Here is an 11,875-nt window from a genome sequence, read left to right as displayed (position 1 = left end):
TCCTCCCGACTTCATCGTCGCGACCAGGCATGACTGGCGCAGTGTACCGGCCGGTAGCATGCGGGTATGAGTCCCGAATTTCCCGCGTACGCCCCGTCTGAGGAGCACGATCTCCTCCGTCAGACGGTCCGCGAGCTAGCCGACGCCAAGATCGCCCCGTTCGCCGCGGAGGTCGACGAGGAGTCCCGCTTCCCTCAGGAGGCCCTGGACGCGCTGGTGCAGAACGAGCTGCAGGCCGTCCACGTTCCGGAGTCGTACGGGGGAGCAGGGGCCGACGCCCTCGCCACCGTGATCGTGATCGAGGAGGTCGCCCGCGCGTGCGCCTCGTCGTCCCTGATCCCGGCGGTGAACAAGCTCGGCTCCGTACCGGTACTGCTCTCCGGTTCTGAAGAGCTGAAGAAAAAGTATCTGACTCCGATGGCCCGGGGCGAGGCCATGTTCTCCTACGCCCTCTCCGAGGCCGAGGCGGGCTCGGACGCGGCGGGCATGAAGACCCGCGCGGTACGCGATGGCGACCACTACGTGCTGAACGGCGCCAAGATGTGGATCACCAACGCGGGCGTGTCGGACTACTACACGGTGATGGCCGTCACCGATCCCGAGGCTGGGGCTCGCGGGATCTCGGCCTTCGTCGTGGAGAAGGCCGACGAGGGCGTCTCCTTCGGCCCGAAGGAGAAGAAGCTGGGCATCAAGGGCTCGCCCACCCGCCAGGTCATCCTGGAGAACGTCCGCATCCCCGCGGACCGCATCATCGGCGCCGAGGGGACGGGCTTCAAGACCGCCCTCGCCACCCTCGACCACACCCGCATCACCATCGCCGCGCAGGCCCTCGGCATCGCCCAGGGCGCCCTCGACTACGCCGTCGGCTACGTCAAGGAGCGCAAGCAGTTCGGCACCGCGATCGGCGACTTCCAGGGCGTCCAGTTCATGCTGGCCGACATGGCGATGCGCCTGGAGGGCGCTCGCCAGCTGACCTACCACGCCGCCATCAAGTCCGAGCGCGCCATGCTCGGCGAGAAGATCCCCGACCTGACCTTCGTCTCCTCGGCCTGCAAGTGCCTGGCCTCCGACGTGGCGATGGACGTCACCACCGACGCCGTCCAGCTCCTCGGCGGCTACGGCTACACCCGCGAGTTCCCCGTCGAGCGCATGATGCGCGACGCCAAGATCACCCAGATCTACGAGGGCACCAACCAGATCCAGCGCATGGTCATGGCTCGCCAGCTCCTCAAGTAGGCCGTTCACCTGCGAAAACGCGGCCTCCCCTGCACCCGGGCGAGGCCGCGTTCGCGTTCTGGTGATGGGTCAGGCCATGGTCTTCGGCGGCCGGCTGCGCGCTCAGTTGTTCTCGTTGAAGGCGCTGGACTTCTTGCAGATGGGCGGGTTGACCGAGAGGTTCCAGCAGATCTTCATGAAGTACAGCCCGGTCTTGCCGACGTCGTAGGGATGGTTGTCGCAGCCGCTGTCGCCGCCGTCCTGCTCGGCCCAGAGCTGGTGGTAGCTCGTGCCCGAGTTCGGCGTGTACCAGAGGCTCGCGGTGACCCCCTCACCGTCGGCGCGGGTGTCGCAGACGGTGAACACGTCCACGCTGTCGTCGTAGAAGACCGAGCCGTAGCCGAAGGAGAGCTTGATGTCGTCGGCGTGGGCCGCGGTGGCGGTCCCGGCGAAGACGGTGCCGACCACGGTGCATGCCGCGGCCGTACGGGTGAGCCAGTTCATGGGGGGACGCTCCTTGAGAGTGATCATGAAATTAAGGCAGCCCCCGGGCGCCCCGTCAACCCTTGATCAACAATCTTTTCGCTGGTCAGCCGGTGCGGTCGGTCGGGGTGTCGAAGGAGATGCCTACCTGGCCCAAGTAGGTGCCGTCGTGGTCGAAGAGGGGAGAGGCGTGGGTCTCGAAGCGCTGGTACTGGCCGTCGTGGCGGCGGAACCTGGCGTGGCTGTGCCAGGCGTGGCGTTCGGCGGTGCCGGTGCGGAGGGCGGCCATGCAGGCGTCGGCGTCGTCGGGGTGGAGGACGTTCTGCCAGGCGGCCTCAAGTGGCAGGCCGGTGTAGTCGAGGTAGCGCCGGTTGGCGTAGCTGATGGAGTCGTGGGCGTCGATGTGCCAGATGAGCGCGGGGGCGGCGTCGGCCAGGGCGCGGAAGCGTTCCTGGGACTCCCGTAGCTCCTGCTCGGCCCTCGCGCGGTGCACGAAGGCCCAGGTGCGGGCGGCCGTCTCCTCCACCAGGGCGATCTCGTCGGGGGTCCACGTGCGGGGGTGGCTCTGCAGAACGGCGAGGTGCCCCACCCGGCGGCCGTCGCTGATCAGCGGCGCCTCGACGACGGCGTGGGCGCCCGCCGACAGCCAGCGGGCCCGGGCCTCGTCGTCCAGGTCGGCCGCCATGACGTCATGGATGATCAGCGTCTCGCCGTTGCCGAGCGTCTCCTGGAGGAGGTCGCCGCCCCAGCCGGCCAGGGGGTAGGTGCCGTGCAGCGGGGGAGTGCCGGGGCTGTAGTCGCCGCACACGTGGATGAGCCCGGTGGCGGGGTCGACCTCGGCGTAGTGGGCGTTCTGCACCCCGAGCCGGCGGCCGAGGATCTCCACGGCGCGCTGCTGGATCACGTTGGGGTCCTCCAGGGAACGCAGCGCGTCGGTGAGCGTGAGCCGGTAGGCGTCGGTGGCCGCGACACGGCGGCGCATCCCGGCGAGCTGCAGCTGGGCCTCGACCCTCGCCGTGAGCTCGCGGGCGGAGAACGGCTTGACGATGTAGTCGTCGGCCCCGGCCAGCAGCCCCTCGATCGCGGTCTCCTCGCCGGCGCGCGCGGTCACCAGGACGACCGGGACGGTGGCCAGCTTCTCGTCGCCGCGAATCCGCCGCAGCAGGGTGAAACCGTCCATGCGCGGCATCATCACGTCGGCCAGGACCAGGTCGGGAGGGTCGCCGCCGGCCAGCCGGAGCGCCTCCTCGCCGTCGCCCGCCACGGTGACGGTCCAGGTGGCGGCCAGCAGCCGTTCGAGGTAGTCGCGCATGTCGGCGTTGTCGTCGACGACCAGGACGTGCCCCAGGTCCGCCGACGGCCGGCCGCCGGCCGGGATCTCGCCGTCCAGGCCGGACGCGGCGAGGGTCTGCTCGCGGCCGGCGTCCCAGTGCCTGGCCTCCTCGGCCATCGCGGCGGCGACCGACCCCGTGCGCGGCGGGGCGGCCCGTTCGGCGCCGGCCTCGAGTCGCCGGCTGAGCGGCAGCCACACGGTGACGGTGGTGCCCCGGCCCGGTTCGCTGGTCACCCGTACGCGGCCGTAGTGCCGCTGGACCAGCTCGTTCACCAGCGCCAGGCCGATCCCGGCGCCCTCGTGGGTGCGGCCGCGGGTCTCCATGGCCCGGTGGAACCGCTTGAAGACGTGCGGCAGCTCGTCGGCGGGGATGCCGACGCCGGTGTCGCGCACCACCAGCTCGGCGTGCCGGGGCAGGGCGTTCAGCATGACCTGCACCGAGCCGGACCAGGTGAACTTCAGCGCGTTCGAGACCAGGTTGGAGACGATCTTCTCCCACATCTCCGGATCGACCCAGACCGGCTCGGGCAGCGGCGCGGCCCGTACGGTCAGCTCCAGCCCGGCGATCTCGGCGGCGCTGCGGAACATCGAGGCGATCTCCTCGGTCAACGCCGCCAGATCGGTCGGCTCGAACCGGGCCCGCAGCCGTCCGGCCCCGATGGCGGAGAAGTCCAGCAGCGTGCCGACCAGCCGCAGCAGCCGCCGGGTGTTGCGGTGCACGAGCTCGATCTCGGTCGCCATCCCCTCGGGCAGCAGGTCGGCCCGGCCGAGCATGTCCTCCAGCGGCGCCAGCATCAGCGTCAGCGGCGTACGGAACTCGTGGGAGACGTTGGAGAAGAACTCGGTCTTGACCCGGTCCAGCTCGGCCAGCCGCTCCAGCCGCTGCTGCTCGCGCCGGCGGGCGCGCGCCTGCGCGACGGCGGCGGTGATCTGCCCGGTGAGCAGGTCGAGGAAGCCCCGGTAGCCGTCGTCGAACGGCCGGTGCGGGTTCATCCCGACGACCAGGACGCCCGGGACGTCGCCCTCGGCGTCACCGTGCATGGGCAGCAGGAACGCCGAGTGCGGCGGCACCGCCCCTGGGGGCGTGAGGGGCGGCGGGAGCAGCCCCTTGAACCGTTCGTCCAGGTCGTCGATCATCATTCCGCCGCGGTCGCCGGGCGCGGTGACGGCGGGCTCGGCGAGCAGGCGCGGCAGCGGCCAGACGGCGCCGCCGAGGGACAGGTCGATCAGGCGCGGCGCGGGGAACGAGCCGGGTTCGAGGCCCGCCGTGCCCGCGAGCTGCGCCTGCTTGCGCACGTGGTCAAGCAGGTAGATCAGCGCGAACGGCACGTCGGCGGGCTCGGCCGCCAGCGCCGCCGCCGCCAGCGCGCAGGCGCGCTCGGGCGTCTCGGCCCCGGTCGTCTCCGTCGCCACCGCCCGCAGGGTCCGCATCCGCCGCTCGCTCACCATCGTGGCGGTGGTGTCCAGCGCGGTGTTGTGGATGCCGACGACCGCGCCGCGGTCATCGGTGATCGGCGAGTAGGTGAAGGTGGCGTACACCTCCTCCAGCAACCCGTCGCGGTCCATCAGCATCGGCATGTTCTCGCCGCCGGTGGCCCGCCCCTCCGACATGACGTACTCGGTCATGGGGCCGACGAACCACCACAGCTCCGGCCACGTCTCCTCGGCTCGGCCCACCAGCGCCCGCGGGTGCTTGACGGTGCCGAGGAACTGCCGCCACAGCTCGTTGTAGATCTGGATGAGCCGCGGACCCCACCAGACCGCCATCGGATAACCCGAGTCCAGCGTCGTGCGCACCATCGCCCGCAGCACCGGCGGCCACGCGGTCACCGGCCCCAGCGGAGAGGCGAACCAGTCCTTGGCCCGCAGCAGCCGCTCGATCTCCCCGTCCCCGGGGAACAGCCGTTCGGCGGCCTCGACCTCCGAACGCGGCCGCGGCAGCGGCCGGCCGGTCACCGCGTCGGCGATCACCGGGCCGATCTCACCCAGCGGCAGCACCAGATGCGCGCTCGCCGCCGCGGCGGCGGGCATCGACTGGTGCTCGGCCGTCTCGGAGCTCTGCGCGATGACGAACCCGCCCGCCTCCCGTACCGCCGCGGCGCCGATCGCGCCGTCGCGGCCCATCCCGGTCAGCACGACCGCCATCGCCCGGGTGCTGAACGATTCGGCCAGCGATCGCAGCAACGAGTCGTGCGGGGAGTCCCGTATACCGCCGTGCCTGTCGATCAGCGTGCACGTGCCGTCGGGGAGCACCTCCATCCGCGTGTTCGGCGGGCTCACCATCACCCGTCCCGCGATCAGCGGCTCCCCGTCGACGGCCCACGCCACGCTGCGGCCGGTGCGCTGTCGCAGGACCTGCGCCAGGGCGCTGCCCTGGCCGCTCAGATGCTGCTGGATCACCACCGCCACCGGCAGCTCCCCGGGCAGGTCCCGCAGGACGCTGAGCAGCGCCCCGAGCCCGCCGGCCGACGCGACCATCGCCACGACGTCGACGGCACCCTGACCCATCCGGACCCGGGCGTCGTCGTGTCCGTCCGGTGCCATCGCCAAGCACCTCCCACCGAGGTGAGGTCGCCCTCGGACCGCGGTCCCGCCTCACGCGAAACCGCCGACCCGCTTGCGCCGGGCGGCACCCGACCCAAGCACCCCGGCACGACCAGTCTCCCCCTTCCACAGCCAATGGAGCCTCCCCACCGCCGACCAATCCCCCGCAACGCAGACCAACATCCACGGGCGCAGGGCACTTGCCGCCGGTGATCAGGTGGGGGCGCGCGTGCCTTCGCCCGCCTGGATTCCGTACGGGACCCGGGCGCCCTCGCGCAGCCGGATTCGGCGCGGGCGCTGATGCCTCCCTCGCCCGGACTCGGCCCGAGGCGTGGTGCTTTCCCCTGCCCGGATTCGGTACGGGCGCAAGACGCTTGTCGGCGATGGTCAGCTGTGGGCGCGGGTGGTCAGACTCCGGTTCGGAGGGCTTGGACGGCTGCGGTGATGCCCTTCTTGTCGTAGCCGGCGGTGGGCATGGTGGCGCCGTGGGCGTGGCGGACGATGCCCTGGGCGTCGATCAGGATGCTGCCCGACTGCTGCATCGAGCCGAAGACCTTCCTGGCCAGGCCGACCTCGTCGTGCGGGCGGCCCACGAGGACGGTGAACGGGACCCGCCGCTTGGCCTTCCACCGCGCCGCCTCTTGGCGGTCGGCGGGGACCGCGATGAGGACGCGAACGCCGTCGAGCTCGGATCGGACGAGGTCCTGGACGTGCCTGTTGCAGACCGGGCAGGTGGCCGACCGCATGAAGTAGATCAGCACGGGTCCTTGGCCCTGGTAGCCGGACAGGCGGACGGTCTTGCCTTCGGTGTCCTCGAGCGTGATGTCGGGCGCGGACGAGCCGATTTCGAGCATGACGAACTTCCCCTTTCACTCGGGTGATGGTTCGGGCCTGGTGGTCAGGCTTTGGGGGGCTGGGCGTTCAGGTTGGTGCGGAGGGTGTTGCGGGCGCGGTGCAGGTTGGACTTCATGGCGGCGGTGCTCAGGCCGAGCGCCTCCGCCGTCGTACGGCCCGGGTAGCCCAGGACGTCCCGCATGATCAGCACCCGGCGCTGCACCTCCGGGAGGTCCTGGATGGCGTGCGCGACCAGGTCGGCCTCCAGGCGGCGGATCGCCTCGTCCTCGGCGGAGGACGCCAGGGGCTCGGTCTCGTGGCGTTCGACCAGCACTCGGGCGCGGCGCAGGCACTCGTTCCGGACGATGCGGAACATCCACGAGGCCAGCGCCCCGGTCGCGCGCAGCGTGCCGATCTTCCGGTAGAGGATGATCAGCGCCTCCTGCGCGGCGTCCTCGGCGTCCTGCGGGGACGCGCACAGATGCTCGGCGAAGCGCCGTACATGCACGTGAGCACCGTCGAGCACGGCGGCGATCGAATCGCGATCACCGGCCTGCGCGGACCTGATGAGCTGCGCGCTGGCCCATGAACGGTCAGCCACGTCCCACCTCCTTCCCTCACCTCATAAGAGGGCCTGGAGTGGCCAAAGGATTCACACGAATTGTGAGGGACTGAGTGGATCTTGACTGACCATTGATGCCAGTATCTGGTGGCACGATCATCTCTGTCGAGGGAGAACGTGTCATGCACCCTTCCAGACGCCAGGTACTGGCGGTCGGCCTCGGAGCCGGAGCCGCCGCGATCATCGGAGGCGGCACCGCACGGGCCGCCTCGCCCTCGGGGACGTGGCAGGACGTGCCCGTTCCCGACGGCACCCCGCCTCATCTGTGGGCGGTCGCCGCGCCGACGCCGCGGACCGCGTTCGTGTTCGGCCAGTACTCCTGGAACCAGAAGGACGTCACGTCGGTGCTCCACTGGAACGGTGCGAGATGGCGGCAGGAGCCCGCGCCGGCGATGCAGTGGAACTGGTTCAGCAAGATGGCCGCCGCGTCGCCCGCCGCGGCCTGGGTCACCGGCATGGCGCTGACCACGGGAGCGCCGCAGTCGCTGTACTGGAACGGCCGGTCGTGGAGATCGGTGGCCTTCCCGTCCAGCGATCAGGGCGGCATCCCCGCCCTGGGCGCCGTGCCCGGCGGCACGGCCTGGTCGTCGGTCTTCCAGAACGACGCGGCGGTCGTGATGCGGTTCGAGCGAGGGGCCTGGGTGCCCAAGAACGTGCCGGTCCCCGCCACATCAGCCGTGAACGCCATCGCCGCGCGGTCGGCCGCCGACATCTGGATCGCAGGGAAGGACCGTTCGGCGGGCGACTACGGCCCGGTGTTCACGCTGCGGTGGAACGGGCGCACCTGGCAGCGGTACGACATGCCCTCCGACCTCGTCCCCAGCTACATCGAGGGGTTCGACATCCTTCCGCTGTCGTCCACGGACGTCTGGGCCTACGTCGGCGCGGGCGGCGGCTCCCAGTACCTCTGGCACTGGGACGGCACGGCCTGGACGCGCGTCGCCCAGGTGCCGCGCACCGGCTTCCTGCCCAACGCGTACTACGGCTCGCTGGCGCCGGACGGGCACGGCGGCGTGTGGATCCCGCAGCTCGGCGACACCACGGGCAATACGCCCAAGGGCCGTGCCTCCTACCTCAACTGGGACGGCTCGGCGTGGTCCACGGTGAGCGGCCGGCCGCGGGCCGGCGCCGACTCGTGGGTCGAGGCGTACGACCTCGCCCCGCTCGGCCGCACCGGGCAGGTCCTGGCCGTCGGCACCGCCGACCAGGGCACCATCCCCTTCATCGAACGCTTCGCCTGACCCATCACTAGAGCCGCAGCGCCTGACCGCCGGGGATCGTGATGCGAGGTGGTCAGGCGTCGCGGTCCGGCGGTCAGGCGTCGCGGTGGCGTAGGAGGTACGTGGCGAGGGCGGCTGCGGCGGTCGCCCAGCCGACCATGATCAGGAGGCCGATCGTGGGCGGGTAGGGGGTCGCGTCGCCGGACATGAAGTGGCGTCCTGCGGTGGACGGGAGGGCGTCCGCGATGTGCTTGAGGAGGCCCATCTTGCTGTTGGCCAGCAGCATCGGGAGGGCCATCAGGAACAGGAACGCGGTGGTGAGGGTCCCGGCCGTACTGCGGAGCATGGCGCCGACGCTCAGGATGAAGACGCTGATCAGGGCCAGGTAGACGCCGATCGCGGCGACGTCGGCGGTGGCCTGGGCGGGGGAGAAGCGGCCCCAGTGGGCGAGGAGGGGGTCGGACACGGCGGTGCCGATCGTTCCGAGGATCAGTCCGGCGGGCAGGATCACGGCGGTCGCGACGGTGGCCTTGGCGGCCAGCATGCGGGCGCGGACGGGCACCCACTGGAGGGTGGTCCGGATGCTCCCGGTCGCGTACTCGCTCGTGATCATCAGGATCGCCAGGGTGATCAGCACGAACTGGACCAGGTCGATCGCGCCGATCGCCATGTCGCTGTCCTGGACGACGCCCTGATGGAGGGCGGGGTCGCCGCTGTCGTTGTTGGCGGCCGTCGAGGTCGCCAGGACGGCGCTCATCAGGCCCATCAGGCCGAGCGCGGCCAGGAGCGTCCACCAGGTCGATCGGAGCGACCAGATCTTCGTCCACTCGGAGGCGATCGCGTTCCTCATCGGACTCCCGCCTCGTACTCGACGCTCGCTCCGGTCAACTCCATGTAGGCCTCTTCCAGGGACGCCTGCTGCGGGCTCAGTTCGTAGAGGGGGATGCCGTGCTCGAAGCACAGCGACCCGATGCGTTCGATCGGCAGGCCGGAGATCATCAGCTCGTCCTGGCCGGTGGGGGTCAGGTGGGGTGGTCCCGCCTCGGCGGACAGGTGCTTGATCAGGGCATCCGGCTGCGGGGTGCGTACGCGTACGGCGTTGCGTGAGCTGGACGAGATGACCTCGGCGACGGGCGCGTCGGCCAGCAGGCGGCCCTTGCCGATGACGACGAGGCGGTCGGCGGTCAGCTGCATCTCGCTCATCAGGTGGCTGGACACGAAGACGGTGCGGCCCTCGGCGGCGAGCGACCTCATGAGGCGGCGCACCCAGAGAACGCCGTCGGGGTCCAGGCCGTTCACCGGCTCGTCGAACATCAGCACCTGCGGATCGCCCAGCAGCGCGCCCGCGATGCCCAGCCGCTGCCCCATGCCGAGGGAGAACGAGCCTGCTCGCTTGCGGGCCACCTGGGTCAGGCCGACGGTCTCCAGGACGTCGTCCACGCGGGTCGTCGGGATGCCGTTGCTGCGAGCCATGGCCAGCAGGTGGGCGCGGGCCGGGCGGCCTGGGTGAACGGCCTTGGCGTCCAGGAGCGCGCCGACCTCGCGGAGCGGATGCCGGAGGGACGCGTAGGCGCGGCCGCCTATGAGCGCGGTCCCGGCGGTCGGGCGGTCCAGGCCCAGGATCATGCGCATCGTGGTCGATTTGCCGGCCCCGTTCGGCCCCAGGAATCCCGTCACCTTGCCCGGCGCGATCTCCAGGGTGAGGCCGTCGACCGCGACCTTGTCCCCGTAACGCTTCGTCAGTCCCCGCAATGTGATCATCAGCGTCTCTCCGGCCCTTCTCCTGGTGTCGATCTCGACGCTAGGAAGCGAGGGCCCCGCGACACAGTGTGCGAACGCCAGGTCCTACCCCTGACGAAAGTCGATGGCGGGAGCTGCCATGCGAAGGCGGGCGTCGCGGGAATCGCGGGCGCTGCGCGCGAAGGCGGGCGTCGCCAGGCGACGGCGGGGGGTCCCGGGGCTCGCGCGTGATGGCGGGTGATTTCGCCGATTCGCGGACGCGGGGGCCGATCGACACTGAGCCTCCCTGACTCCCGTTCATGGAGGTGACCGTGCGTTCGTTCGTCCGATTGCGGGCCGGTGCCGTAGCGCTGGCCGTCGGTGCGCTCGCCGGGTTCATGACCGTCGCTCCCGTTCACGCCGCCGCAGCGACCACCGCTCCCGCCGCAGCCGACCCGGTGATCACGACTCCCTCGGCCGGTGGCCATGGGTTCCCGTTCCTTGCGGCGGCCGAGGATCTGAAGTCGCTGGGATACAGCGAGAACGAGTACTTCATCGGCGGCACCGCGACCGCCTACGCCAAGCTCGGCCTCTGGGGATCGGACGGCCGCTGGCCCGTCATCCCCACCGTTCGGGCGCCCTACAAGACCCGCATCCTCGTACGGCGGCCCAGCGATCCGGCCAAGTTCAACGGGACCGTCGTCGTGGAGTGGCTCAACGTCAGCGGACAGATCGAACTGTCGCCCGACTACTGGTTCCAGCGCGAGGAACTGCTGCGCAAGGGCTACGCGTGGGTCGGCGTCTCAGCGCAGGCGGTCGGGGTGAACGGCGGGCTCGGCCAGATCCACGGGCTGAAGGGCTGGGATCCGGCCCGGTACGGGAGCCTGCTGCATCCCGGCGACGCGTTCGCCTACGACATCTTCACCCAGGCCGGGCGAGCGCTGCGGAGCCCGAACGGGCCGGACCCGCTGGCCGGGCTGCAGGTCAAGACCGTGCTCGCGGACGGGGAGTCGCAGTCGGCGGGCTTCATGACCACCTACGCCAACGCCGTCCAGCCCGTCGCGAAGGTCTACGACGGCCTCATGATCCACAGCAACAGTGCGGTCGGGGCGCCGATCAGCGGAAGCCTGATCGACACGGCGTTCATGCCCAACCCCTCCAAGATCCGGACCGACCTGCCCGTGCCGACGTTCGTCGTGCTGACCGAGACCGACGTTCCGCTCGCGTCCGCCGCCCGGCAGCCCGACACCGACTCGGTCGTGCACTGGGAGCTCACCGGGACCTCGCACGGCGACCAGTGGGCGTACGACATCGGCGACCCGACCGTGCAGAAGTCGGCGGGTGACGCCGCGCCCGCGCCGGACTGTGCGGCCGGGTCCGCCCCGTTCAACGACGGCCCGGGCCACTATTCGATGAACGCAGCGCTGCGCCATCTGACCACGTGGGCGCAGGGCGGTGCGCGCCCGGCGGGCGGCGGCGCGATCGACACCAGCAAGCGCGACGCGGCCACGGGCCTCGCCGCCGGGGGCATCCGGCTCCCGGACGTCGCCGTTCCGACCCGCACGCTCACCGGCCTGCGCGACACCAGTGGCAGCGGCATCTTCTGCGGCCTGTACGGCGCCCGTGACCCGTGGAACGCCGACGCCGACGCGTGGGACCGGCACGACGCGGGCGACCCGTCCGACCCGGCCTCCCCGCGCGACGCCGAGCCCGTTCTCAGCAAGCTCTACCCGACGCACGACGACTACGTGGCCAAGGTGAAGACCGCCGCGCAGACCTCGGTCGACGGCGGCTACCTGCTGCCGGAGGACGCCGCGGCGATCGTCACTGCGGCGCAGGACTCCGGCATCGGCGGCTGACCGAGCCCTTCGCCCATGCCCGACCCCCGCCTGCTCCGCCCCGCCT

At 71.2% G+C, this 11,875-nt stretch carries 9 protein-coding genes; 3 read left to right on the top strand and 6 right to left on the bottom strand.

What is annotated here, in order from left to right:
• Nucleotides 1–66 precede the first annotated feature (66 nt).
• Nucleotides 67–1,236 carry an acyl-CoA dehydrogenase gene (locus J4573_RS33380; protein ID WP_208259927.1) on the top strand — a complete coding sequence of 390 codons (1,170 nt, stop codon included), beginning with the start codon at nt 67–69 and terminating at the stop codon, nt 1,234–1,236.
• Nucleotides 1,237–1,338: 102 nt separating this feature from the next.
• Here J4573_RS33380 and J4573_RS33375 read toward each other — a convergent pair whose 3' ends face one another.
• The 4 genes from J4573_RS33375 to J4573_RS33360 form a co-directional block, all read right to left on the bottom strand.
• Nucleotides 1,339–1,719 carry a hypothetical protein gene (locus tag J4573_RS33375; RefSeq protein ID WP_208259926.1) on the bottom strand — a complete coding sequence of 127 codons (381 nt, stop codon included), beginning with the start codon at nt 1,717–1,719 and terminating at the stop codon, nt 1,339–1,341.
• Nucleotides 1,720–1,804: 85 nt separating this feature from the next.
• Nucleotides 1,805–5,575 (bottom strand): chemotaxis protein CheB, encoded by a 3,771-nt coding sequence (locus tag J4573_RS33370; protein ID WP_208259925.1) that lies wholly within the window; start codon nt 5,573–5,575, stop codon nt 1,805–1,807.
• Nucleotides 5,576–5,982: 407 nt separating this feature from the next.
• Nucleotides 5,983–6,429 carry a peroxiredoxin family protein gene (locus J4573_RS33365; RefSeq protein WP_208259924.1) on the bottom strand — a complete coding sequence of 149 codons (447 nt, stop codon included), beginning with the start codon at nt 6,427–6,429 and terminating at the stop codon, nt 5,983–5,985.
• A 44-nt stretch (nt 6,430–6,473) separates the two neighbouring features.
• Nucleotides 6,474–7,010, bottom strand: a complete 537-nt coding sequence (locus J4573_RS33360; protein ID WP_208259923.1) for an RNA polymerase sigma factor — start codon at nt 7,008–7,010, stop codon at nt 6,474–6,476.
• Nucleotides 7,011–7,153: 143 nt separating this feature from the next.
• Here J4573_RS33360 and J4573_RS33355 point away from each other — a divergent pair, with 143 nt between their 5' ends.
• On the top strand, nt 7,154–8,272 hold the full coding sequence (locus J4573_RS33355; RefSeq protein WP_208259922.1) for a hypothetical protein: 1,119 nt from the start codon (nt 7,154–7,156) through the stop codon (nt 8,270–8,272).
• A 73-nt stretch (nt 8,273–8,345) separates the two neighbouring features.
• Here the strand turns inward: J4573_RS33355 and J4573_RS33350 are convergent, their stop codons facing one another.
• Together J4573_RS33350 and J4573_RS33345 are read right to left on the bottom strand one after the other, a co-directional pair.
• Complete coding sequence (locus J4573_RS33350; protein WP_208259921.1) at nt 8,346–9,101, bottom strand: ABC transporter permease; 756 nt, start codon at nt 9,099–9,101, stop codon at nt 8,346–8,348.
• Nucleotides 9,098–10,012: an ABC transporter ATP-binding protein gene (locus tag J4573_RS33345; protein ID WP_208259920.1), complete on the bottom strand. Its 915-nt coding sequence runs from the start codon at nt 10,010–10,012 to the stop codon at nt 9,098–9,100. Before J4573_RS33345 ends, J4573_RS33350 begins: the two co-directional genes overlap by 4 nt.
• A gap of 290 nt (nt 10,013–10,302) precedes the next feature.
• On the opposite strand from J4573_RS33345, the gene J4573_RS33340 reads away from it, so the two are divergent.
• Nucleotides 10,303–11,829, top strand: a complete 1,527-nt coding sequence (locus J4573_RS33340; protein WP_208259919.1) for an alpha/beta hydrolase domain-containing protein — start codon at nt 10,303–10,305, stop codon at nt 11,827–11,829.
• The last annotated feature ends 46 nt before the right edge of the window (nt 11,830–11,875 follow it).

Source organism: Actinomadura barringtoniae, from assembly GCF_017573505.1.
Classification (GTDB): domain Bacteria; phylum Actinomycetota; class Actinomycetes; order Streptosporangiales; family Streptosporangiaceae; genus Spirillospora; species Spirillospora barringtoniae.
Note: the sequence above shows the minus strand (reverse complement) of the source record. Positions and strands in the feature narration are given on the sequence as shown.

Coding starts and splice junctions, on each gene's coding strand:
- J4573_RS33380 (WP_208259927.1), top strand. CDS start 67: ATGAGTCCCGAATTTCCCGCGTACGCCCCGTCTGAGGAGCACGATCTC.
- J4573_RS33375 (WP_208259926.1), bottom strand. CDS start 1,719: ATGAACTGGCTCACCCGTACGGCCGCGGCATGCACCGTGGTCGGCACC.
- J4573_RS33370 (WP_208259925.1), bottom strand. CDS start 5,575: ATGGCACCGGACGGACACGACGACGCCCGGGTCCGGATGGGTCAGGGT.
- J4573_RS33365 (WP_208259924.1), bottom strand. CDS start 6,429: ATGCTCGAAATCGGCTCGTCCGCGCCCGACATCACGCTCGAGGACACC.
- J4573_RS33355 (WP_208259922.1), top strand. CDS start 7,154: ATGCACCCTTCCAGACGCCAGGTACTGGCGGTCGGCCTCGGAGCCGGA.
- J4573_RS33350 (WP_208259921.1), bottom strand. CDS start 9,101: ATGAGGAACGCGATCGCCTCCGAGTGGACGAAGATCTGGTCGCTCCGA.
- J4573_RS33345 (WP_208259920.1), bottom strand. CDS start 10,012: ATGATCACATTGCGGGGACTGACGAAGCGTTACGGGGACAAGGTCGCG.